Source organism: Glaciihabitans sp. dw_435 (assembly GCF_018449675.1).
In the GTDB taxonomy this organism is placed as follows: domain Bacteria; phylum Actinomycetota; class Actinomycetes; order Actinomycetales; family Microbacteriaceae; genus Glaciihabitans.
Window position 1 is genome coordinate 135655 of the sequence record NZ_JAAVUZ010000008.1, and the last position, 24021, is coordinate 159675.

22 protein-coding genes and 1 riboswitch are annotated in these 24021 nt (G+C 66.9%); of the genes, 13 read left to right on the top strand and 9 right to left on the bottom strand.

Annotation, left to right across the window (positions count from 1 at the left end):
- Positions 1-35 precede the first annotated feature (35 nt).
- Positions 36-893 carry a formyltetrahydrofolate deformylase gene (gene purU, locus HB677_RS12140; protein WP_213815971.1) on the bottom strand — a complete coding sequence of 286 codons (858 nt, stop codon included), beginning with the start codon at positions 891-893 and terminating at the stop codon, positions 36-38.
- A gap of 116 nt (positions 894-1009) precedes the next feature.
- Between purU and HB677_RS12145 the strand changes: the two genes are divergently transcribed.
- A complete protein-coding gene (locus HB677_RS12145; RefSeq protein WP_213815972.1) occupies positions 1010-2269 on the top strand; it encodes an MFS transporter in 1260 nt (419 codons plus the stop codon).
- Between the two features lie 10 nt (positions 2270-2279).
- Here the strand turns inward: HB677_RS12145 and HB677_RS12150 are convergent, their stop codons facing one another.
- Positions 2280-3314, bottom strand: coding sequence for an aminotransferase class V-fold PLP-dependent enzyme (locus HB677_RS12150; RefSeq protein WP_213815973.1), 1035 nt, complete (start codon positions 3312-3314; stop codon positions 2280-2282).
- 70 nt (positions 3315-3384) lie between these two features.
- On the opposite strand from HB677_RS12150, the gene HB677_RS12155 reads away from it, so the two are divergent.
- The 10 genes from HB677_RS12155 (at position 3385) to HB677_RS12200 (ending at position 13575) form a co-directional block, all read left to right on the top strand.
- Entirely contained in the window at positions 3385-4314 is a 930-nt protein-coding gene (locus tag HB677_RS12155) for a LysR family transcriptional regulator (RefSeq protein ID WP_213815974.1), read from the top strand.
- 112 nt (positions 4315-4426) lie between these two features.
- Positions 4427-5617 (top strand): ROK family transcriptional regulator, encoded by a 1191-nt coding sequence (locus HB677_RS12160; protein ID WP_213815975.1) that lies wholly within the window; start codon positions 4427-4429, stop codon positions 5615-5617.
- Positions 5618-6532: an ROK family protein gene (locus HB677_RS12165; protein WP_255546565.1), complete on the top strand. Its 915-nt coding sequence runs from the start codon at positions 5618-5620 to the stop codon at positions 6530-6532.
- Between the two features lie 73 nt (positions 6533-6605).
- Complete coding sequence (locus HB677_RS12170) at positions 6606-7376, top strand: glucosamine-6-phosphate deaminase (protein ID WP_213815976.1); 771 nt, start codon at positions 6606-6608, stop codon at positions 7374-7376.
- Between the two features lie 307 nt (positions 7377-7683).
- Positions 7684-8943, top strand: coding sequence for an ABC transporter substrate-binding protein (locus HB677_RS12175; protein WP_213815977.1), 1260 nt, complete (start codon positions 7684-7686; stop codon positions 8941-8943).
- A gap of 4 nt (positions 8944-8947) precedes the next feature.
- Positions 8948-9889, top strand: coding sequence for a carbohydrate ABC transporter permease (locus HB677_RS12180; protein ID WP_255546567.1), 942 nt, complete (start codon positions 8948-8950; stop codon positions 9887-9889).
- Entirely contained in the window at positions 9886-10782 is an 897-nt protein-coding gene (locus HB677_RS12185) for a carbohydrate ABC transporter permease (protein ID WP_213815978.1), read from the top strand. The genes HB677_RS12180 and HB677_RS12185 overlap by 4 nt, the downstream gene beginning before the upstream one ends.
- Before the next feature lie 44 nt (positions 10783-10826).
- Positions 10827-10909: riboswitch (ZMP/ZTP riboswitch) on the top strand.
- A 55-nt stretch (positions 10910-10964) separates the two neighbouring features.
- Positions 10965-12251, top strand: coding sequence for a serine hydroxymethyltransferase (gene glyA, locus HB677_RS12190; RefSeq protein ID WP_213815979.1), 1287 nt, complete (start codon positions 10965-10967; stop codon positions 12249-12251).
- Between the two features lie 12 nt (positions 12252-12263).
- Positions 12264-13139, top strand: a complete 876-nt coding sequence (locus tag HB677_RS12195) for a bifunctional methylenetetrahydrofolate dehydrogenase/methenyltetrahydrofolate cyclohydrolase (RefSeq protein WP_213815980.1) — start codon at positions 12264-12266, stop codon at positions 13137-13139.
- A 4-nt stretch (positions 13140-13143) separates the two neighbouring features.
- A complete protein-coding gene (locus HB677_RS12200) occupies positions 13144-13575 on the top strand; it encodes a CHY zinc finger protein (RefSeq protein WP_213815981.1) in 432 nt (143 codons plus the stop codon).
- Positions 13576-13608: 33 nt separating this feature from the next.
- Here the strand turns inward: HB677_RS12200 and HB677_RS12205 are convergent, their stop codons facing one another.
- The 5 genes from HB677_RS12205 to HB677_RS12225 all read right to left on the bottom strand — a co-directional run bounded on the left by HB677_RS12205 (position 13609) and on the right by HB677_RS12225 (position 19753).
- Positions 13609-14931: an NtaA/DmoA family FMN-dependent monooxygenase gene (locus tag HB677_RS12205; protein WP_213815982.1), complete on the bottom strand. Its 1323-nt coding sequence runs from the start codon at positions 14929-14931 to the stop codon at positions 13609-13611.
- Between the two features lie 43 nt (positions 14932-14974).
- Positions 14975-16537, bottom strand: a complete 1563-nt coding sequence (locus tag HB677_RS12210; RefSeq protein ID WP_213815983.1) for an ABC transporter ATP-binding protein — start codon at positions 16535-16537, stop codon at positions 14975-14977.
- A gap of 47 nt (positions 16538-16584) precedes the next feature.
- Positions 16585-17718, bottom strand: a complete 1134-nt coding sequence (locus HB677_RS12215; protein WP_213815984.1) for a BMP family protein — start codon at positions 17716-17718, stop codon at positions 16585-16587.
- Between the two features lie 95 nt (positions 17719-17813).
- A complete protein-coding gene (locus HB677_RS12220) occupies positions 17814-18731 on the bottom strand; it encodes an ABC transporter permease (protein WP_213815985.1) in 918 nt (305 codons plus the stop codon).
- Positions 18728-19753 (bottom strand): ABC transporter permease, encoded by a 1026-nt coding sequence (locus HB677_RS12225; RefSeq protein ID WP_213815986.1) that lies wholly within the window; start codon positions 19751-19753, stop codon positions 18728-18730. Before HB677_RS12225 ends, HB677_RS12220 begins: the two co-directional genes overlap by 4 nt.
- A 185-nt stretch (positions 19754-19938) precedes the next feature.
- Between HB677_RS12225 and HB677_RS18870 the strand changes: the two genes are divergently transcribed.
- Positions 19939-20604, top strand: a complete 666-nt coding sequence (locus HB677_RS18870) for a GntR family transcriptional regulator (protein ID WP_213815987.1) — start codon at positions 19939-19941, stop codon at positions 20602-20604.
- Between the two features lie 13 nt (positions 20605-20617).
- Here HB677_RS18870 and HB677_RS12235 read toward each other — a convergent pair whose 3' ends face one another.
- Together HB677_RS12235 and HB677_RS12240 are read right to left on the bottom strand one after the other, a co-directional pair.
- Positions 20618-21154 (bottom strand): GNAT family N-acetyltransferase, encoded by a 537-nt coding sequence (locus tag HB677_RS12235; protein ID WP_213815988.1) that lies wholly within the window; start codon positions 21152-21154, stop codon positions 20618-20620.
- A 6-nt stretch (positions 21155-21160) separates the two neighbouring features.
- Positions 21161-22126, bottom strand: a complete 966-nt coding sequence (locus HB677_RS12240; RefSeq protein WP_213815989.1) for a sugar-binding transcriptional regulator — start codon at positions 22124-22126, stop codon at positions 21161-21163.
- Between the two features lie 122 nt (positions 22127-22248).
- Between HB677_RS12240 and HB677_RS12245 the strand changes: the two genes are divergently transcribed.
- A complete protein-coding gene (locus HB677_RS12245) occupies positions 22249-23982 on the top strand; it encodes a glycerol-3-phosphate dehydrogenase/oxidase (protein ID WP_213815990.1) in 1734 nt (577 codons plus the stop codon).
- The last annotated feature ends 39 nt before the right edge of the window (positions 23983-24021 follow it).

The window sequence follows — 24021 nt, forward strand, 5'->3', positions numbered from 1 at the left end:
GACCTGTACGTTCAGGGTAGAGCAGTGCTGCGGGATTACTTGAAGATGATTGTGCGCGTCTGATCCAGGAGCACACGATCTTCCGCGAACCACTTCACGGCCTGGGTGAGGGTGCGGGATTCCTCGTCCTGGCCGATGGCCACGAGCTCGGCCGGGGTGCGGGAGTGATCCACACGCACGACGTTCTGCTCGATGATCGGGCCCTCGTCGAGATCGCTTGTCACGAAGTGCGCGGTGGCACCGATGAGCTTGACGCCGCGGGCGTGTGCCTGCTTGTACGGGTTGGCGCCCTTGAATCCCGGCAGGAACGAGTGGTGGATGTTGATGAGGCGTCCCTCGAGCTTCGCGCACAGCTCGGGGGAGATGATCTGCATGTACCGGGCGAGCACGACGAGCTCGATGTCGTGCTCCTCGACGACCTCGAGAACCCGGCGTTCGAACGCGGCCTTCTGCTCGGCGCCCGCGACGGCGTGCGCCTCGAACGGCACGTCGTAGAACTCGGCGAGCGGTGCAAGGTCGGGGTGGTTGGCCATGACGAGGGGGATGTCGACGCTCAACTGACCCGCGCGCTGGCGGTACAGCATGTCGTTGAGGCAGTGCCCCGCCTTGGACACGAGAACGAGGGTGCGCAGCGGGCGGCCCACCACGTCCAGCCGCCAGGTCATGCCGTACTGCTCCGACACCGGGGCGAGGGCGTCTTCGAATGCCTCGCGGGTGGATGCGGAGACTACCTGCAGGCGCATGAAGAAGGTGCCGGTCTCGGCGCTGGAGAACTGTTGGGACTCCGTGATGTTTCCGTTCGCCTGCACGACGGCGCCGCTGATCGCGTGGACGATTCCGGGACGGTCTTCGCAGACGAGGGTCAGGATCCAGTGTGTCGAGGCGTCAGTCACGAAACCAAGAGTACGGGCAGCGGAGGTGCCCGCTAATCTGGAGGGGATCCCGCACCCACCGCGGCATCCCGCGGGCGGCGAACGCACCACCTCTTCACGAATCAGGAATACCGCCGTTGTCTGCGTCTGCACCGCCCTCCTCCGCACTGCCCTCCACGACACCCACCTCCGCGTTCCCCTGGGTCGGGCTCCTCGTTCTCGCCGGCGCGATCTTCGTGTCCGTCACAAGTGAGTTCCTGCCCACGGGGCTGCTGCCCGATATGGCGCGGGAACTGAACGTCTCCGAATCCCGCATCGGGCTGCTCGTCACGATTTTTGCCGGCACCGTCGTGCTGTCGACCACCCCGCTCGCGGCCCTCACCCGCCGCTACTCACGGAAGTACCTCGTTGTCGCGGTGCTCCTCGTTGTCGCGACGGGAAACATCATCGCCGCCCTTGCCCCGAGCTACGAGGTACTCGTGGGTGCCCGCGTCATCGGTGGTCTGGCCCACGGCCTGTTCTGGGCCGTCGTCGGCGCCTACTCCGCCCACCTGGTGCCCAAGCACCAGATCGGCCGGGCCGTCGCCATCACCAGCGGGGGCGGCACCGCTGCCTTCGTCCTGGGCGTTCCGCTCGGCACTGCCCTCGGCCACGCCCTCGGATGGCGTCTCGCCTTCACCGTTATCGGCGTGATCGTGCTGGTGCTCGCCGCGCTCGTGCTGCGGTTCCTGCCCGCCGTCGACCACCGCGTCACACTCAAGACCGGCGAAATACCGTTGCCCCTGCACAAGGACCGCAGCATCCCGGCGGTCATCATCCTGTGCCTGATCATCGTGACGATCATGCTCGGCCACAACCTCTTCTATACGTACGTCGCACCCTGGCTGATCCACGTCGGCGGATTCCCCGAGGACTCGATCGCAATCCTCCTGTTCCTGTTCGGGGGCGCCGGCGCACTCGGGCTCGTGCTCGCCGGCCTCGTGAGCGACCGCTATCCCCGTGCAGGCCTGATCCTGGCGACAACGCTCGTGATGCTCTCGGTGTTCGTGCTCGCGCTGTTCTCGTCCTCGAGCGTTGTGGTCATCGTCGCCCTCGTGGTGTGGGGCGTCGCGTTCGGCGGCCTCCCGGCCATGCTGCAGACGCGCATGCTGCACGCGGCATCCGCTCGCCTGCGCGACCTCGCCGCCGCGTTATTCACCACCTCGTTCAACCTCGCTATCGGCCTGGGCGCGCTGCTTGGTGGCATCCTGCTCGACCAGATCGACCTGTCGGTGCTGCCCTTCGTGGACGTCGCGATCCTCTGCGTCGGCATCGTGCTGATGATCCTCACCAACGTCTGGCTGGCACGGCGGGCACGCAAGCCGCGCCCGCCGCGCGTCGCCGACTACGCGATCTAGGAGACACGGCTCAGCGCAGGGCGCCCAGCACCGCGGCGACGTCCGACTCGTCGTTCCACAGGTGGAAGGCCGCGCGAAGCCGCCCTGCCCGCCCGGATGCCGTCACGCCCGCCGCGGACAGCCGCGCCAGGTCGCGTCCGTCGGCGTCGGCCCACGTCACGATAGCCTGACCCTGCCGGTCAATCCCCAGCCCGTCGCACAGCAGGTCCCCGAGCGTCACGCTGCGGCGCCAGATCTCCGCGATATCGAGAGTCGCGAACATGTCGATGGATGCCTCGGCCCCCACCCACGCCTGCCACGCGGGTGACACGTCGAAACGACGGGCGTCCTGCGCGAGCTGCATCGTCGGCCCGTAACAGGACGACCACACCTGCTCACCCGCGTACCAGCCGGCGTGCACCGGTCGCAGTTGTTCCTGCAGCGCCGTCGACACCGTGAGGAATGCGACGCCGCGCGGCGAGCAGAGCCACTTGTAGGCGTGGCAGACGGTCGCGTCGAACAGCGTGGCATCCACGGGGCATACGCCCACCGACTGGGTGGTGTCGCAGAACGTGCGAGCCCCGAACCGCAGGGCCGCGGCGGTCACCGCGTCCACATCGGCGACGCGTCCGTTCGAGGACTGCACGTGCGAGAAGGCGACCAGCCAGGTGGTGGGGCCGATGGATGCGGCGAGGTCCTCCAGCGCGACCGAGCGCACAGAGATGTCGGGACGTTGGAGAAAGGGGAAGACCATGGAACTGAAGTCGCCGAGCACGCAGAGCACTTCTGCGCCGGGCGGAACGGCGCTCGCCAGGACGCTCGCGAGCACCGAGGTCTGCGAGCCGATCGCCACCCGGTCGACGCCGATTCCCACAAGGCTGGCGTAGTGACCCCGGGTGCGGGCCACGACACCGTCGTAGTCCTTCGGGTTGCACGTGCCCGACTGCCAGCCGTCGAGGTCACGCCGAAGAGCGGCGATCGTCTGCCGCGGAGGCAGGCCCATGGTCGCCGCGGCGAGATACCCCCGCGGGTTATCGAACGAGGCAATGGCGGCAGCGAGGCTCATGTCTCCAGCCTCCCGCCGTCAAACCTATGCAACAAGGCCATGCTTCGTATGCGACCTATAATCGGGCGTTATGAGTGACCTGGACCTGCATTCCCTCCGCATCGTGCGCGCGATCGCCGACACGGGATCGATCACGGCCGCCGCCCGTGCCCTCGGCTTCAGCCAACCCGCCGTGAGCCAGCACCTCCAGCGGGTCGAGATCCGGCTCGGTGTACCGCTGATCACCCGGGTTGGTCGCGGCGTGCGGCTTACGGAGGCGGGCGCCGTCCTCGCGCGCCACGCGGTCACCGTCACCACGGCACTGGATGCCGCGAGCGGGGAGCTCGCCGAGCTGGCCGGCCTCCAGTCCGGATCGGTGCGCGTCGCCGCGTTTCCCACCGCGTCGTCCACCCTCGTTCCCCGGCTGTTCGCCGCGATGCGCGAGCGTCATCCGGGCATCACGGTCGGCTACGTCGAAGCGGAGCCTCCCGAGGCGGAGACGCTGTTGCGTGACGGCGCCGTCGATCTCGCCATCACCTTCAGCTACGCCGGCGATGGGTCATCCGTCGGCACGGGGCTCACGTCCACCACCCTCTTCACCGAGCGCACCGTCGTGGTTCTCCCCGCGACGCACGCCCTCGCGGGTGCCTCTACGGCGCCCGTCGACCTCGCTGATCTCGCCGCAGAGCGATGGATTGCGGGATGTCCCCGCTGCCGCGGCCACCTACTCACGGTGTGTGCGACCGCCGGGTTCGAGCCGGCTATTTCTCTCGAGACCGACAACGCCGCTGCCGTGCTCAGCATGGTGGCGAGCGGTCTCGGCGTGGCAATGCTGCCGCGGCTCGCGCTCGCCACGGCGACCATTCCGGCCGGTGTCGTCATTCGCGAGCACACCCCGGAAAGCATCCGCAGCATCCACCTGCTGACGAACGACGGAGGGCGACGGGTGCCGAGCATCGCCGCCACATCCGCCGCCCTCGCCGCACTCGATGGCGCGGATTTTGGTCTGGACCATGCGTGACCGACGGGCCAGCCCCGCACCGGGGGTCGCGCCACCGGGAGTGCTGCGGTGGACTGCTGTCAGTGACGCGAAAAGCTTGCACACAGCGAGTTCGTAAGCTTTACTAACAAACATGGCTGAAGTTGAGGAACCTCGCGAACAGGTTTCCGCGTTCCCCTCGCGGCGGTCGCCCGGCTTCCCTACGGGCCGTGCCCTCCGGCCGAGCGCCAAGGTGCTCCCCGAGCACGCCCGCGGCCACAACAGGTCCCTCGTTCTGCAGCTGCTCTACCGCGCGGGAACGCAGTCCCGGGCCGACGTCGCCCGCGGCACGGGACTAACCCGGGTCACGGTCTCCGACCTCATCGCCGAGCTGATGTCCGAGGGCCTCGTCATCGAGACCGGCGAGCGGGAGAGCCCCCGCCCCGGCAAACCGGGCACCCTGCTCGACATCAACAGGAGCGCCTTCCACATCGTCGGCGTCGACCTCAGTGCCTTCGCCGTCTTCCGCGGCGCAATCCTCGATCTCGACGGGCGCATCATCACGAGCGCCGAGATCCCCCTGGCGAACAGTGTGGGGGCGGATGCCTCGGATAAGGTGCTCGCCCTCGTCGACGAGCTCGTGGCGGGCGCAACGGCACCGCTGCTCGGCATCGGCGTCGGGTCCCCGGGTGTCGTGGACCGCGAGGGTGTCATCCTCAGCGCGCCCAACCTCGGGTGGACGGGTCTTCCCCTGCAGGACATGCTCGCGGAACGCTTCTCGCTGCCCACCTTTGTCATCAACGATGCCAACGCCGCGGTGCTGGCAGAGCACAGCTTCGGCGACGCCAACGGTGACATCATGCTCGTCAAGATCGGGCACGGTGTGGGCGCCGGGCTGCTGGTGGGCGGCAGCCCCCTGTACGGAAGCCGTTACGCCGCGGGGGAGATCGGCCACGTCGTCGTCGGCACCGATGGCGGGGCTGAGTGCTCCTGTGGAAAATACGGCTGCCTCGAAACATGGCTCGCGACACCGCGGCTGGATGCGCGACTGGAGCGGGCACGGACATCCGCTGATCGCGAAGATATTCTGCGCCAGGCCGGGCATCGCCTGGGCATCGCGCTCGCTCCCGTCGTGGGTGCCCTCGACCTCGCCGAGATCGTGCTGAGTGGACCCGTCGAGCTGCTCGATGGCCCGCTGAGCCAGGCAACGCTCGACACGCTGCGGTCGCGCACGATGGAGGAATTCCACGGCCACGTGGTGCTGCGCATGACCGAACTCGGCGACGACATCGTGCTGCGCGGTGCCGCGGTGGCAGTGCTGTCCAGCCAGCTCGGGTTCTCGTAGATGACGTCTCTGACGGTCGGCGTCGACATCGGCGGCACCAAGACCCACGCTGTGGTGGTGAATGACTCGGGGCACATCCTCGAGCAGCTGCGGCTGCCCACGGGCTTCGGTCCGGCCGAGGTCGTGGCGAGCGCCGCATCGGCCGTGATCCAGCTCGCCGGGCGCCTGGGCATCGCGACCGGCGACTTTGCGTCGATAGGAATCGGCATCCCCGGCTCCGTCGATGCCACCACGGGGCGGGTCGCGCACGCCGTGAATCTCGGTCTCGAAGACCTCGACCTCGGCGACCAGCTGAGCGCACGCCTCGGCGTGCCCGTGCGGCTGGAGAACGACGTCAACGCGGCGGCGCTCGGGGCACACAGGCTGCTCGGCGACGGCGTGACCTCGCTCGCCTATCTCAACCTCGGCACGGGACTTGCGGCCGGGTTTGTGTTGCGCGGAGAGCTGTGGCGCGGTGCCCGGGGTAATGCCGGCGAGATCGGCCACATCCCCGTCGATCCGAATGGGCTGTTGTGCCCGTGTGGGCAACGCGGATGCCTCGAGACCGTGGCGTCGGGATCCGCGGTCGCGCGGCAGTGGCCCACGGATCATCCGCTTCCCGTCCTCGCCCTCTTCGAGGCCGCCGACCGGGGCGAGCCCGCCGCGATCGAGGTGCGGGACAGGCTGATCGTCAACGTTGCCGCCGCCGTACGTCTGCTGGTGCTGACGGCCGATGTCGACACCGTGATGATTGGCGGGGGCATCAGCGCCCTCGGCGAGCCCCTAATCTCGCGCGTGCGCACGGCCCTCGACGCGTGGGCGCTGCAATCCCCATTCATCGCCTCGCTGGGCCTGGCCGAGCGAGTGCAACTGGTGCCGCCGGGATTCCCCGCCGCCGCCGTGGGCGCCGCGCTCGTGGGTGAGCGGGCGCACTGACCAAACGCGACCGTGCCGCGGCCGCGCACCGACCACCCGCCGCGAGCGGAGCAACCCCAGGAGAGTGTTCGTCATGGCCGAAATCGTGATTGTGTCCGACATGGCGGCGGCGGGGGAGCTGGCGGCCGACGCCATCCTCGCGCTGGTCGCGCAGAAACCCGATGCGGTGCTGGGACTCGCCACGGGATCCACGCCGCTGGCGGTGTACCGCGCGCTCGCCGCGAAGGGCGCGGACCTGTCGCGGGTGCGTGGCTTCGCCCTCGACGAATACGTGGGGCTGCCGCCCGGGCATCCGGAGAGCTACCGCGCCGTCATCACGCGTGACGTCGTCGAGCCGCTCGGACTCGACCCCGCGCTGGTGCGCGTGCCGGGCGACCGCGGTCCTCTCGAGACGGCCGGAGCGGATTACGAGCGTGCCATCATCGAGGCCGGCGGCATCGACCTGCAGATACTCGGCATCGGAACCGACGGACATATCGGGTTCAACGAGCCCGGGTCATCCTTCGCGTCCCTCACGCGCGTCAAGACGCTGACGGCGCAGACGCGAGAAGACAACGCCCGATTTTTCGATTCGCCGGCGGATGTCCCGGTGCACTGCATCACGCAGGGGCTCGGCACCATCCAGCGGGCGCGGCACCTCGTGCTGCTCGCCTTCGGTGAGGGAAAGGCCGCCGCGATCGCCGCCGCCGTGGAGGGCCCGATCACCGCGTCGTCGCCCGGATCCGCCATTCAGCTGCACGCTCACGTGAGTGTTCTTGTCGACGAGGCGGCGGCATCCAGACTCGCCAACGTCGACTACTACCGGCACGCCTGGGCCAACCGTCTGCCGTGGGAAACCCTGTAGCTGCGGGCGCGGTCCCACGATTTCGCCTTTGGCGGGAGTTAACGCAGCTTTTGGCGGGAGATCCTGGCAATTGGCGGGAGCTATAGCTCCCGCCGGGCGCTTTTTTCTCCCTCCGGGTGGATCGGGGAGGGGCGGATGCCTCGCGGCGCGGGCAGCTCCCGAAACGCGCGCTCGCCGCAATGTTTGTGTGTAAACGTCACATTACAAGTTTGTAAGGAGTCTTGACGTAACTCCGGAATCGGTACAGGATTCAACCAATCGCCGAACGCTGGTGAAACAGCGCACCAACCAAGAGTGAGGGAAATCGATGAAGAAATCTTTGAGGTTTGTGGGGCTTGCCGCCATTGCGGCGATCGCCTCGATGACGCTCGCGTCCTGCGGCGCCAGCACGAATGACGCCTCCAGCGGAGCAGACGTCAAGTCGATCAAGGTGGTTATCGCGGAGTACAGCCCCGACCACACCAGCGAGTTCTGGAAGGCATTCGCCACCAAGTACGAGAAGAAGACGGGCGTCAAGCTCAACCTGCAGATCATCAGCTGGAACGACCTCGACCAGCAGAGCAGCACGATGGTGCAGAGCGGCAACCTGCCGGACATCCTCAACCAGAACGCGTACGCGAGCTACGCAGCCGACGACCTCCTCTATAACTCGGACGAGGTTCTCGACGCGGCGACGAAGGCCGACATCATCCCCGCCTTCGTAAAGAGCGGCACCTACGACGGCAAGTTCTACGGTATGCCCGACCTCTCGTCGGCCCGTGCCCTGTTCTACAACACCGACCTCTTCACGAAGGCCGGCATCACCGCCGCTCCCGCCACGTGGGACGAATTCACCGCGGACGCGAAAAAGGTACAGGCTCTCGGCAATGGCGCCGTCGGCTACGCGCAGCCCCTCGGCCCCGAAGAAGCACAGGCGGAGTTCGCCATCTGGCTGTTCAACAACGGCGGTGACTTCAAGGCAGACGGCAAGTGGACCCTGAACTCGCCGGAGAACATCAAGACACTCGAGTACATGAAGTCACTCTCGGTCACCGAGAAGGTCACCCAGAACAACCCGGGTCACACCAATCGCACCGACGGCGCCTTCTCGCTCTTCGAGCAGGGCAAGGCCGGCATGGTCGTGGGCTTCAGCCCACTGCAGAGCGCGCTCGACACCGACTTCACCTCGGTCAAGTACGCGATCGCCCCGATGCCCTCGGGTGACGGCGCGGCGGCGCAGACCTACGGTGTGACCGACTACCTCATGTCGTTCAAGAAGCCGGGCAACCAGGACGCCGTCAAGGAGTTCTACAAGATGTACTACGCGCCCGACGAGATCAACACCTGGATCAAGGCCGAGGGCTTCCTGCCGGTCACGACCTCGGGTCTTGCGGAGTTCTCCTCCGACCCGAAGCTGAAGGTCTACCTCGACACGCTTCCGAACATCCACCTGACGCCGACCGACGACCCGGAGTGGGACAAGATCAAGCTCACCATCCAGCAGAACATCGGCCTGGCGGTAGCGCCCAACGGAGACCCGAAGAAGTTCCTTGACGACCTGCAGGCGCAGGCAGAGGCGGGTAAGTAGCACCATGACCCCAGTTGATGTCGCGGCCCGGCCCGTACTCCGGCGCCGGCGCCGCGACTTCGGCTCGGCCAGCATGGGGGAGGCCCTGCTCTGGCTGGGCCCCGCCCTCGTTCTCATCCTCGGTGTCGTGGTCTACCCCGCGATCACCCTGTTCGCCACGTCGTTCGGTACCTACTCGATCACCGGACTGCGCAAGGGCAGTGCCGGCTTCGACAACTACGTGAACTTCCTCACGAGTCCCGACCTCGGGCAGGTGATGTGGAACACGCTCGTGTGGGTCGTTGTCGTCGTGGTCCTCACGATCGTCATCGGTCTTGGGCTCGCGCAGTTCCTCTCCAAGAGCTTCTTCGGCCGCCGCTTCGTGCGCTGGGCGGTCATCGTGCCGTGGGCCGCGGCCCTCGTCATCAGCAGCCAGCTCTTCCGCCTGATGTACGACTACTACCACGGCATCATCAACCACGTGCTGCTCGCATTGGGGATCATCCACACCCCCATCGACTGGCTCGGGGACAGCCGGTTCGTGATGCCGTCGATGATCCTGGTCGGTGTCTTCGTATCGCTGCCGTTCACCGCGTACCTCTTTGTTGCGGGCCTGAACGCGATCCCCGCCGACGTCTACGAGGCCGCGCGTATCGACGGCGCCACCCCGTGGCAGACCTATCGCACGATCACGCTGCCGCTGCTGCGGCCCGCCATCCTCATCGGCGTCGTGCTCAACATGATCTACGTCTTCAACTCGTTCCCCGTCATCTGGATCCTCAACGGATCCAACCCGGGTGTGGGCAACGACACGATGATCACCTACATGTACAAGCTCGCGTTCAAGAGCGGCGACCACGACATCGGTATGTCCGCTGCGGCCGGCATCTTCAACGTGCTCATCATCCTGATCGCGGTCGGCATCTACCTGCGGTTCGTGAACTGGCGTCAAGGAGACAAAGCATGACGACGAGCTCGAGCACCCGCCCCTCCGTCCTGGCCTCCGCCCGGGTCATCCCGCGCCGTCGTCTTCGTGGCTGGGCGAACGCCCGCCGCTTCGTGTTGCCGCTCGGTGGGCTTGCTGTCATCCTCGTGTTCGTCTCGCCGTACCTCGTGATGCTGCTGGACGCGCTGCGACCCAACGGCGAGGTGCTGGCCACGCCGCCGGCGGTGCTGCCGAAGACGTGGACCTTCGACGCGTTCGTTGCGGTGATCGGCGACACCGATTTCCAGAACTGGCTCAAGACCTCGCTGATCGTGGCGCTGTCGGCCACGGTCATCGTGATCCTCGTGGCGATCCCAGCGGCGTACTTCACGGCGCGCTTCAGCTTCCGCGGGCGGGTTATCTTTCTCGGCCTCGTGGTCGTCACGCAGATGTTCGCGCCGACAAGCCTCGTCGTCGGTATCTACCGCGAGTTCTACGACCTCGGCCTGATCAACACCTACGGCGCCCTCATCCTCACCGATGCCGCGTTCAACATCGCGTTTGCCCTGTGGATCCTGCAGGGGTTCTTCGCCGCGATCCCCAAAGAGATCGAGGAAGCCGCCGCCCTCGACGGCAGCGGCAGGTTCGGCACGCTCATGCGGGTGATGCTGCCGCTGACCCTTCCCGGCATCGTGACCGCCGTCACCTTCACCTTCATCGCCGCGTGGAACGAGTACGTGGTCGCGCTGACGCTGATTCAGGATGACGCGCTGAAGCCGCTCACCGTCGGTATCAACTCCTACGTCACGGCGTACGAGCAGAACTGGGCGGAGATGTTCGCGGCGTCGCTCATCGCAATCGTGCCCGTGGTGATCCTGTTCGCCCTCATCGAGAAGCACCTCGTCGGCGGGCTGACGGCCGGGGCCGTCAAGTAATCACCCGTTATTCACCCACGACCGGCGACCTCCGGCTGGTATGCTTCACGGGTCGCAACTGGCGTTGAGATGGGCAACCATCGGGGAGCGACTGACATCGATTTGGCCGTACGCCTGGGCCAAACGGATAGCAGTACGCCGTGCAAGCGGCGCAATCAATCCACCGATCGTCAGGAGCGCCCATGTCCTCTACCTTCAACTCCCCTCTCTCTGAGGTTGACCCGGAGATCGCCGCGGTACTCGCCAGCGAACTCGGCCGCCAGCGCGGCACCCTTGAGATGATCGCCAGCGAGAACTTCGTTCCGCGCGCCGTGCTCGAAGCCCAGGGCTCCGTGCTCACCAACAAGTACGCCGAGGGCTACCCGGGACGCCGCTACTACGGTGGCTGCGAATTTGTGGATGTCGCAGAGACCCTGGCCATCTCCCGCGCGAAGAGCCTGTTCGGTGCCGCGTACGCCAACGTGCAGCCCCATTCCGGGGCATCCGCCAACGCCGCCGTCCTGTCGGCGATCGCGCAGCCGGGCGACCGGATTCTCGGACTCGAGCTGGCCCACGGCGGTCACCTCACCCACGGCATGAAACTCAACTTCTCGGGCAAGCTCTACGAGGCGCACGCCTACGGAGTGGATCCCGAGACGTTCCGCGTCGACATGGACGTCGTGCGCGCCAAGGCCCTCGAGGTTCGCCCGCAGGTGCTCATCGCCGGATGGTCGGCATACTCGCGCCAGCTCGACTTCGCCGCGTTCCGTGCGATCGCCGACGAGGTCGGCGCGGTTCTCTGGGTCGACATGGCCCACTTCGCCGGACTCGTCGCGGCCGGCCTGCACCCGAACCCGGTGCCGTACGCGCACGTCACGTCGTCCACCGTGCACAAGACCATCGGTGGACCGCGTTCGGGCTTTATCCTGACCAACGACCTCGACCTGCAGAAGAAGCTCAACTCGAACGTCTTCCCGGGCCAGCAGGGCGGACCGCTCATGCACGTGATCGCCGCGAAGGCGACGGCGTTCAAGCTCGCCGCCGAGCCCGAGTTCAAGGACCGCCAGGAGCGCACCATCCGTGGCGCGCAGATTCTGGCCGACCGCCTGATGGCGACCGACGCGCGTGCCGCGGGCGTCGACGTACTCACCGGAGGAACCGACGTGCACCTGGTGCTCGTCGACCTGCGCACCGCCGCCATCCACGGCCAGGATGCCGAAGACATCCTGCACGAGGTCGGCATCACCGTGAACCGCAACTCGGTTCCGTTCGACCCGCGCCCCCCGATGACCCCCTCGGGCGTGCGCATCGGCACCCCGGCGCTGGCCACGCGTGGCTTCGGCGATGCCGAGTTCACCGAGGTCGCCGACATCATCGCCAACGCGCTGATGCCCTCCCCGGATGTCGCCGCGCTCCGCTCGCGCGTGCTGCGCCTCACCGATGGCTACCCGCTGTACCCGAACCTGGTTTCTCCCGGGACCTGGTCGTAAGGGGATTCGCAGATGACAGCAGTAGTTCTCGACGGGGTCGCCACCGCGACCGCCGTGAAGAAGGAACTCACCACCCGCATCCAGGCGCTCAAGGCGCGGGGAATCACCCCGGGCCTCGGCACGCTGCTCGTGGGCTCCGACCCCGGCTCGCTCTCCTACGTCGCGGGCAAGCACCGCGACTGCGCCGAGGTGGGCATCGAGTCCATCCGGGTTGACCTGCCCGAGACGGCGACCGCCGACGAGGTGCGCGAGGCCATCGCCGAGCTCAACGCCGACCCCCGCGTCACCGGCTACATCATCCAGCTGCCGCTTCCCGCCGGACTCGACGAGAACGCCATGCTCGAACTGATGGATCCCGCGAAGGACGCCGACGGCCTGCACCCGACGAACCTCGGGCGCCTCGTCCTCGGCGTCGGCGGCCCGCTGAAGTCGCCGCTGCCGTGCACCCCGGCCGGCATCGTCGAGATGCTCACGCGGTACCACGTGACGATCCCCGGCAAGAAGGTCGTGGTCGTCGGTCGCGGCCTCACCGTCGGTCGCCCGCTCGGCCTCCTCCTCACCCGCAAGGGCCTGGACGCCACCGTCACGCTGACCCACTCCCGCACCCTCGACCTCGAGGCGGAAGTGCGCAGCGCGGACATCCTCGTCGCCGCCGTCGGCGTGGCCGGGCTCATCAAGCCCGACTGGATCAAGCCCGGCGCCGCGGTACTCGACGTCGGCATCACGCGGGTCGTGAACGCCGAGACCGGCAAGGCACGACTGGTCGGCGACGTCGACCCCGCTGCGTCGGCCGTCGCCGGTTTCCTCTCCCCGGTTCCCGGTGGAGTAGGCCCGATGACGCGCGCCATGCTGCTGAAGAACGTCGTCGACGCCGCCGAGCGTCTTTAAGCGGATGCCACGGGCCGAGGTCACGGGCGCCGGCAGCGAGAGTCCTCTCGCCGCCGGCGGCCCCTCGACCCCGCCCATCTTCAGTAACGGGCACCCCGTCTACGGCAGTGCCGTGGACGCACAGACCCGGTGCGTGCACTGGCACGGCGAGACGGACGTGGTGGCCCTGAAGTTCCTCTGCTGCGACCGCTACTACCCGTGCTTCGACTGCCACGAGGAGGACGCCCACCGGGGCGAGGGCGCGCACGAGTCATCCCGCTGGCCCGTCGCGCGGTGGGACGAACCCACCGCGGTGCTGTGTGGTGTCTGCGGCACCGAGCTCAGTGTGAACGCATACCTCGCAACCGAGGACTGCCCGAGTTGCACGGCCGTCTTCAACCCCGGCTGCGCCCTGCACGCGCACCTCTACTTCGAGACTCCGCAGCGCACGCGCTGACCCCGCCCGCGTGGTGCGGGCGGGGCCGGTGCGCTACGCCTCGAGGTTGGCGCGCAGGGTCGAACCCGCGTACTCCTTCTTGCTGAGACCGCGGCGCTGGAGCTCGGGAACCACGTTCTCCACGAACTCGCGCAGCTCATCGGGGGCAGCGATGCAGCCCTCGAGGATGATGCCACCGTTCTCCCCGGTGGCCTCGTGGATCTCTTCGATCTTGTCGACGATCTGCTTCGGGGTACCGACGACCTTGATGGCCTGGTCGGTGAGGTAGATGCGTCCGAACTGCTCGACGGTCATGTCGGGACCTGACGTCTCGACGGCGTCCTGGAAGAAGCCAAAGTGACCCTGCTGCTCACGCACGCGCTCGACCATTTCCGACAGCGGGGTGCGACCGTCGACCGTCGAGAAGTCGACACCGAGCAGGTTCGACAGCATGATCATGCCGGCCTGCGGCGGCAGTGACTCGACGAACTTGCGGTCGCGCTCTTCGGCCTCGGCGGGGCTGCAGACCTGCGCGCGGATGGACCACAGCACACCGCAGTCGCGGGGGCTGCGTCCGTGGCGGGCCAGTGCCGCGTCGAGGTCGGTGCGGTGCTTCTTCATGCTCTCGATGGTGCGGTTGATCGCGAACTGCATCTCGGCGTGCTTACCCGCGAGGTCGAGGCCACGCCCCGACTGGCCGGCCTGGATGACGACCGGTCGGCCCTGCGGCGAGGGCAACACCGGCAGTGGACCCTTGACCTTGAAGTGCTCGCCCACGTGGTTGATGAGGTGCACCTTCGAGGGGTCCGCGAACTCGCCCGACACCTGGTCGTAGATGAGCGCGTCCTGTTCGACGCTTCCCCAGAGCTTTGCGACGACCTCCATGTGTTCGTCGGCCATGTCGTACCGCACGTCCTTGGGCAGGATCGGGTCGTAGCCCCAGTTGGCGGCTTCGTTCTTGTAGCCGGATGTCACGGAGTTCCAGGCCATCCGGCCGCCGGTGATCCAGTCCATGGAGGAGAACAGCCGAGCCACGTGGAACGGGTTGTGGTATGTCGTCGACATCGTCATGCCGAAGCCGATGTTCTCGGCCACGCGTGCCATCAGGGGGATCATCGGCGTCATGTCGTGCTTGGGCCAGCGCATGCCCCACTTGACGGAGGCGTCGTGGTTGCCGCCGTAGTTCTCGGGAGTCTCTGCCGCCTCGCCAAAGAAGAGCATGTCGAACACACCGCGAGCCGCGAGGCGGGCGATGTCTTCGTAGAACTCGGGCCCCAGGTACTGGTGACCCTGCCAGCCGCCCGGCGACCGCCAGACAAAGTCGGTGTGATAAAACGACAGGTCGGCAGCGAGGTGGATGCTTCGTGATTCAGTCATGGGAGATCCTTACGTTCGGTAGTTGCGTTGACAATCACGGCGCTCAGCCGCCGATCATCGCCAGGGAAAGCTTTTCGAGATCGACGTCGGCACGATCGACCTCCAGCACAATGCGACCGCGGTACATCACGAGGATGCGGTCGGCGAGGGCGAGAACTTCGTCGAGGTCGAGGGATTGCAGCAGCACGGCGCATCCCTCGTCCCGCGCCTCGCGGATGCGGCTGTGCACGTCGGACACGGCCCCCACATCGAGGCCCCAGGTGGGACTCGCGGCCAGCAAAGCGGAGGGCTTGGCGTGCAACTCGCGGGCAACGACGAGTTTCTGCATATTGCCACCGGAAAGCGAGCCGGCGAGGGCGTCGATGTCGGCGGGACGGATGTCGTATTTTTCGACGAGGGTGCGGGCGGTCGAGCGGATGCCGCTGCGCCCGAGGAATCCGCTCCGGCTGGAGCGACCGAGCGCGATGGACGACAGGGCGAGGTTGTCGGCGATGGACATGGCGCCGATGACGCCCCACGCGCGACGGTCGGCGGGCACGATGCCCAGACCCGCTTCACGCATGGCCTTGGGGTGACCGCCGGAGACGTCCACGCCGCCGAGCGTGATGCTGCCGCTGGACGAAGTGAGCCCGCTCAGGGCTTCGACGAGCTCGTGCTGGCCGTTTCCCTCGACGCCGGCGATGGCGACGATCTCGCCGGGACGCACGGAGAAGGTGACGTCGTCGACCGCGGGCGTGCCGGTGTCGCCGGCGACCGTGAGACCCGAAACGCTGAACTTCGCTGGAGTCGCCGCCGGTACCGGAATGCCGGGGGAGGACCGCGGGGTGAGGTCTCCGTCGCGGCCGGTCATGGCGCGGGCGAGTGACGCCTCGTCGAACTCGCCGCGGACGAAGACGTCGCCGGTGCGACCGTGCCGGATGACGGTGACGCGGTCGGCGGCGGATGCCACTTCCCGAAGTTTGTGGGTGACGAGCACGATCGCGTCGCCGCGCGCCCGGAGGGTCTCGACGGTCTCGAGCAGGGAGTCGATTTCGGGTGGGGCGAGCAGGGCGGTCGGCTCGTCCAGCAGCAGGACGGTGGCGCCGCGGTACAGCAGCTTGAGGATCTCGACGCGCTGTTGGCCGGAGACCGCGAGGTCGCCGGTCATCTTACGCACGTCGAACGACCAGCCGAGCCGGTCGGCAACGTCCTGCACCGACCGCTCGATGGCGCGGGTGTTGAGTACGCCCGGGCGACCTTCGGCGCCGAGTACGACGTTCTGGGCGACCGAGAATGACGGCACGAGGCTGAAGTGCTGGTGCACCATGCCGATCCCGGCCGCGAGGGCGTCGGAGGGGGAGTGGAAGCGGCGGGCGGTTCCACCGACGAGGATTGCCCCGGCGTCCGGCTGAAGGTGCCCGTAGACCACGTTCATCAGTGTGGACTTGCCGGCGCCGTTCTCCCCGAGGAGTACGTGCACTTCACCCTTGCCCACCGCGAAGTCGACGGAATCGTTGGCCACCACGGCGCCGAAGCGCTTGGTGATTCCCCGCAGCTCGAGCGCTGGGGCTCCGGCCGGAGCGGATGTCGTGGTGTCCGCAGCTGCGGTTACCGGTATCGACGTCACGATGATTCCTGTCTTTTCGGTGGGCAAGGGTGAATGTGCGGGTGGAGCTAGCAGCCGATGCTGGCCGGGTCGATGGTCGATCCGGCGCCTTCGACGGAGAGCGGGGCGTCCGCTCCCTTCTCGTCCGGAACGACGATGTCGCCGCTGCGCAGCTTGGCCTCGATCGCCTCGAGCTTGGACTGGATGTCAGCCGTGACGACGTCGGTGCGGTCGTGGAAGTCCGCGAGCTCGCCGACCTTCAGGTTGGCGTAGGTGTACGGGATGTACTCCTTGGCCGTGATCTTGCCCTGCGCCGCGCGCTGGATCAGGTCAGCGGTGATGCCGTTGAGGTTGTAAAGAACGCTGGTGAGGACGACCTTGGGCGCCCGCTCGTAGCTGTCGAAGTACGACGGGATGACGTACGTCGTCTGCGGGGCTCCCTCGGCCGCGCTGTACAGACCCTTCACCGCGCCATCCACTGCCGACAGAATGACGTCGGCTCCTGCCGAGACCTGGGTCTGTGCGGCGGCCTGGGCGGCGGCCACGTCACTGAAGCTGTTGATGTACTTCGTATCGATGGTCACGTCCGGGTTGACGCAGCGCGCACCGAGGATGAATCCCTCGGGCTGGCGGATGACGGCGGGGAACTCACCACCGGCGACCGAGGCCACCTTGTTGGTCTTGGTCACGAGACCGGCGAGGACACCGGCGAGGAAGGTGCCGTCCTGCTGCTTGAGGTTCCAGGCGCAGAAGTTGGAGGGGAACGCGGCGATCTCGGCCTCGGTGGGGGAGATCGGGCCCTGGCAGACGGTCACGTCGGGGAACGACTTGGCGAGCTGAATCGCCGACGCCGTCTGGGCACCGTTGGTGATCAGGATCATCTTGTAGCCCTGCGACGCGTACGCCGAACCCTGCTGGACGTACTCGTCCGGGGTGCTGAGCGGGCCGACGAAGTCGGTCTTGACGTTCACGGACTTGTCGATCTCCGACAGGCCGTCGAAGACCGAGTTGGACCAGGACTGGTCGTTCTTCGGTCCATCGGTGAGAACGACGGCCTTGAAGGCATCCGCCGACGCGGCGGTGGAGCCGCTGCCGGACGTGCTCGCGGTGGTCGTGCATCCGGCGAGCAGCAGACCGGCGGTGACGGCCGCTGCGGTGATTGCAACGAGTCGGCCAGGCCGACGAAGGTGGGTGATTCGCATGGTCGTGGTTCTCCTAATGGTGTGGGCTGATGCGCGGGCTGTGGTGCGGACGGGAAGTGGAGCGGAAGAGAAAGACGTGGGTGGCTACAGCGACGTCAGTGACGCGACCAGGGGACGCCAACGGTGGGCGCGAACCGCGTACTGCGTGCCGCGGCCACGGCAACGATGGCCACGATGTAGGGCACGGCCAGCCAGACGTCGTTGGGAACGTCGGACAACGGTCCAAAGGATTGCGCCTGGAACTGCAGGGCCTTGAGCAAGCCGAAGACGACCGTGGTGAGGAGGGCGACGAGAGGGTTCCAGCGGGCGAGAATCACCACACCCAGGGCAATGAAGCCCGTGCCCGCCGTCATGTTGGCCACGAATCCGCCGGAGGCCGACGTCACCACGAGGCACGCGCCGCCGAGGCCGGCGAGGCAGGTGCCCGTAATGAGCCCGGATGTGCGAACCCGCCGCACGCTGACACCGGCGGAGTCGAGGGCGCTCGGCTGCTCGCCCGCTGCCCGCAGGCGCAGTCCCCAGCGGGTGCGACGGATGAGAGCAAATACGGCGGGCGCGGCGAGGATTGCGAGATAGACGGTGGCGTTCTGCGAGAAGAGCGCGGTGCCAATAAAGGGGATGTCGCTGAGCAGGGGCACCGTGAGGGTGGGCGCGTTGACTCCCACCGCGGTTCCCTGCAGCACTGCCCACATCGCTGTCGTGAAGCCGAGGGCAAAGAGGTTGACCATGATCCCGCCGACGATCTGGTCGACGCGGCGCCAGATGTAGAGGACTGACATGACCAGTCCAACAATCGCTCCGACTCCGATTCCGGCGAGGCAGGCGACAAGCGGGCTGGCACCGAAGCTGATGGCCGTTGCCGTCGCCCACGCGCCCAGGAGCATCGTTCCCTCGGCGCCGATGTTCAGAACACCAGAGCGTTCCGAAATGATCTCGCCGAGGGTGACCCACAGGAGGGGCGCCGCCATCTGAACGGTGATGACAAGCAGGACGGTGATGGCTGCGATGGTCATGCTGCGGCTCCTCGCTGGCGAATGCGGATGACGTGGACGGCGAGAAGCACAATGACGAGCACCGCGACGAGTACGGAACCGAGATCCTTGGGAAGCCCGACGGCCACCTGCAGGCTGTTGCTGCCGACGCTCAGTGCGCCAAAGAACAGCGCGCTCGGAATGACGAAGATCGGACGCAACCCGGCGACCAGGGCAACGGCAACGCCGATGAAGCCGTAGTTGGCGGAGAAGCCGGTGCTGAGGTGACCGCTCGTGCCGAGCACGAGAACGGCGCCGGCGAGACCCGCGACGCCACCGGCGATTGCAAACGTCGCGATGGAGGTGGAGCGGTCGCCGAACCCGGCGAGGCGTGCCGCCCTGGCGTTCAGTCCCGCCGCCCGCACCGCGAAGCCGAAGCGCGTGGAGCCGAGCATTACGCCGATGGCGATGACCACGAGAATCGTGAAGATCACTCCGAGGTTCACCGAGCCGGCGGTCCAGAGCACGGGAAGCTGCGCGTTCGGCGTCACCGTGCGGGTGGACTGTCCGCTCGAGTCAGGGAAGATGCGGGTGATCACGTAGTTGGCAGCGAGGAGGGCCAGGAAGTTCATCAGCAACGAGACAATCATTTCGCTCGCACCCCAGACGGTGCGAAGAATTCCGGGGACGAGACCCCAGACAGCGCCGCTGGCGATTCCCGCGAGGACCGAGCAGATGAGGGTGAGGGTGCCGGGACCGGAGCCCATGGTGAGGGCGACGCTGACGCTTCCGATGGCACCCGCGTATAACTGTCCCTCGGCGCCGACGTTCCACAGCTGCGCGGTGAACGGCACGAGGGCCGAGATTGCGGTGAGCGCGAGCACACTGGCGATGGTGATGGTCTGGCCGATGGTGAACGGCGAACCCACGACACCGTTCCAGAGGGCGATCGCGGTTGCGGTCGGGTTGGCGCCGAAGACGGCGATCAGTCCCGCGAGCACCACGACTGCCAGCACGAGCGCGCCGACTACGGGCAGCACCCGGCGCCGCAGACGGTCGGTCATTTGCCTCACGAGAACTCCAGTCGAACGATTATTTTTTATGCATAATGCATTTTGTGTTCCTATACTCATCCATGGGCGCCGGTGATTTTCACCAGATCGGCATTCCGAAACATGCTTTTTACAAAGGGGACACAGTCGCTTCGCCGCGCCCGTAACCTGAGAGAAATGCTCGAGAAAGGGGATTCGTGGTCAACTCAACGCAGAGTGGTCTCGCCGAAACCACCGAACACCGGATCGTCGAATTGCTGCGCGCCCGCATCCTTGAAGGCCAGCTGGCCATTGGCGAGCGCCTGCGGCAGGACGTCATCAGCGCGGAGCTTGGCGTCTCGTCGACGCCCGTTCGCGAGGCCTTCCGGCGCCTGTCCGCCGAGGGACTGCTGACAATCGCCAACCACAAGGGCGCCACCGTGCGGGACCTCAGCCTCGACGAGCGCATCGAGGTGCTCGACATGCTGCGACTCATCGAATCGCACAACATCGCGACCGCCGTGCCGCTCGCGGGCCGGGACGTCATCGCCCGCGCCGCAGAGATCCAGGCGCAGATGCGCGCGGCAGGAGACAACGCGGGGCAGTGGGCGACGCTCAACCGCGACTTTCACTGGGCGCTCGCGCAACCGTCGGCGCGCCCGCGTGCGCTGCGGATGATGGGGGAGTTGCTCAACCTGTCCGCGCTGCACGTGCGGGATGACATTCACGCCAGCACCTTTCGCCGCGAGCAGGCGCTGGACGAACACGACACGATCCTCGCCGCCTACGCGGCCGGGGATGTCGAGGCGACGATGGCTGCCTGCTACGCGCACTCGACCAATGCGCTGACCCGCATGGCGACGACGACCGCGGACGAGGCGTAGGCGCGAGAGCCAATCATTCCGACGGTGGCAGCGCGAGTGCGTAAACCGCGACATCGAGCCGGACGTTACCGACGGGGAACGCCGCCGGCAGCACCCGTTCGTGCGTGAACCCGAGTCGTTCGGCAACGCGGCGGCTGCGTACGTTGCCGGTCGCCGCACGGATCTCGACGCGCGACATCCCCTCGGCGGCGGCATGACCGATGAGAGCCGTGCACGCCCGGGTGACGAGCCCCTGCCCCTCGAAGCCGGCGTCGATCCAGTAGCCGAGCTCCGCCGAACCGTTCGCGCGGTCGAGCCGCATCGAGACCGATCCGACCGCAACCTCGCCGTCGTACAGCACCGCCGGTACCGCCGTGCCCCGGGCGTACTGGTCGAGCTGCAGTTGCGTGTACAGCCGGGTGCCGGCGAGCGTCGGGTCCTCCTGCGCCCACGGCTCCCAGCGCCGCAGCCGGGCGATGTTCTTCTCGGTCAGGGCGAGCATCTCCGGCACGGTCTCGAGGGTGCGCAGGCCGAGCCAGAATCCGTCGCCCAGGTCGAACAGGTGGTGCATGGGGCGCTACTCCACCAGGGCCCGGGCGGTTCCCTCATCGATGATGAGGTCCGTCACGAGACGGGCGGCGAGGGCACCGCGCAGGGCCTCGAGCTTCGAAATGCCAGAGCTCACACAGACCCGGCGGGCGACCTGCCGCAGAGCGGCGAAGTCGGGCCCGGTCGCGCGCGCGTTGAGGGAGATGTCGGTGGATGACCCGTCCGCACGCAGGAAGACGGTGGCGACGTCCCCAACCACGTTCTGCTCGCGCAGTACCGCGAAGTCCTCCTCGTCGAGATAGCCGCTCGTGTACACGTGGCTGGGAACCTCGGCCGTCGGGCTCCCGATACCAAACAGCGCGACATCCATTCGTCCCTGAATCTCCAGAACCCGCTGGGTGCTGCGCTCGCGCCAGAGGGCGAGCTTGGTGTTCGGGTCATCGAAGAACGCGGGAACGGGGAAGTGCTGCACCGAGGCGCCGTAGGCATCCCCGAACCTGCGCAGGATCTCGCTGGCGTAGTTGATACCGGTGGTCTGCGTGTTCCCGGCGCCGTTGAGCTGCACGATCTGGGCGTTGTGAGTCGGCTTGCGCACCAGGTGGCGGCTGACGGCGCTCACCGTAGAGCCCCACGCGATGCCCATCGTCATGTTCGAGTCGAAAAAGGTGCCGAGAATTCGTGCAGCCGACAGGGCAACCCGCTCGAGCCGGTCGACCTCGCTGGTGTGGTCAGGCACCGGCACGACGTGGGCGGCGACGCCGAAGCGGGAGTGGATGTCCCGCTGCACGCGTGAAATCTGGTCGAGGGGCGACTTGATCTGAATGTCCACGAGGCCCGTCGACCGGGCGAAACTCAGCAGCCGGGACACGGATGACCGGGACGTATGCAGCTCGCGTGCGATCGCGTCCATGGTGAGGTCTTGCAGGTAATACAGGTGTGCCGCCTGAAGTGCGTCGCGCACCTTCTCGGGCGCGCTGCTCGTGGGATCCGTCATTGGCTTGCCTCTCGGTGCACATATGTGCAGGTGGGTTGAGCATTTGTGTGACCAGGGCCACACTGTATTCATACACATACATTGCGTGGACGCAATGAAACTTGGGAAAAGGTCAGAAATACATGGTTACGCAGTCAAAGACGACCGGAGAACTTCGGGACAACGTTGCGGGAATTGTCGAGCGTCCGTCCGCTCAAGTATTGATCATCGGCGGTGGCATCAACGGCCTCGCGAGCTTCCGCGACCTCACGCTCCAGGGCGTCGACGTCGTGCTGGTTGAGCGCGGCGACTACGTCTCCGGCGCGTCATCCGCGTCCTCCCACATGATCCACGGTGGCATCCGTTACCTCGAGAACGGCGAGTTCCGTCTCGTCCGCGAGTCCGTGCAGGAGCGCAACGGTCTGCTCAAGACCGCGCCCCACTACGTGAAGCCCCTGAAGACGACCATCCCGATCTTCTCGACCGTCTCCGGCATCCTGAACGCGCCGATCCGCCTGCTGACGCACAAGCAGCGCAGCACCAAGGAGCGCGGTGCCGCGCTGATCAAGATCGGCCTGACCCTGTATGACTCCTTCAGCCGCGACGGTGGAACCGTTCCGCGCCACGAGTTCAAGGGCCGCCGCGAGTCCCTCAAGGCGCTGCCCAAGCTGAACCCGGGCATCAAGTACACGGCCACCTACTACGACGCCTCCATGCACGACCCGGAGCGCCTCGCGCTCGACGTGCTCCACGACGGGCTGCAGACCGGTTCCAAGGCCCGCGCCGCCAACTACGTCGAGGCCATCGCGCTGACCGCCGAGGGTGTGCTGGTGCGCGACACCGTCAGTGGCACCGAGTTCACGATTGCCTCCGAGGTCGTCGTCAACACCTCCGGCCCCTGGACCGACGTCACCAACGAGAACCTCGGCATGCCGACCCAGTACATGGGTGGCACCAAGGGATCGCATATCGTCGTCGAGAACGAGGAAATGCTCACCGAGCTTGCCGGTCGCGAGCTGTTCTTCGAGAACAACGACGGCCGCATCGTGCTGATCTACCCGCTCAAGGGCAAGGTCATGATCGGTACGACGGACCTGGAAGCGGATGTCCGTGAGCCGGTCGTTGCCACCGAAGACGAGATCGACTACTTCTTCGATCTCGTCAAGCACGTGCTTCCGACCGTGAAGCTCGACCGCTCGCAGATTGTCTACAGCTTCGCCGGCATCCGCCCGCTGCCCAAGCACGACGACGAGACCCCCGGTTTCGTCTCGCGTGACTACCGCATCGAGAAGACCCCCATCACCGAGCGCCCGGGCAGCACGCTCGTCAGCCTCGTCGGTGGAAAGTGGACCACGTTCCGTGCGCTCTCCGAGCACATGTCGAACGAGGTTCTTGGGCTTCTCGGACTCGAGCGCACCGTCAGCACCGTCGGCCGCGCCATCGGTGGAGGCAAGGGCTTCCCGCTGACCGAGGCCGCCACCGCGAAGTGGGTTGCGGCGAACGCCGGAACTCTTCCGGCCGCCCGCGTCGACGAGCTGCTGCAGCGCTACGGAACCCGCGCGACGGAGTTCATCGCCTTCCTCGGTGAGAACGACGACGAGCCGCTCGCCTCGAACGCGCACTACTCGCGTGCCGAGATCGAGTACCTGGTCACGCACGAGTACGTCGTGAACATGGCCGATGTCCTGCTGCGCCGCACGAGCCTCGCCTTCACCGGACAGCTCACCGGAGACCTGCTCGAGGAGATCGCGTCAATCATGACCGACGCCCTCGGCTGGACCGCCGAGCAGCGCGCGACCGAACTCGCCGACACCCGCGCGATGCTCAAGTTCGCTCACGGTGTGACGGTCTCCGAGCCCGCTTCGGTCACGAAGTAACCCCTTTCCGCCGTGCTCGCTGCACGCCGTGGTGGCAGC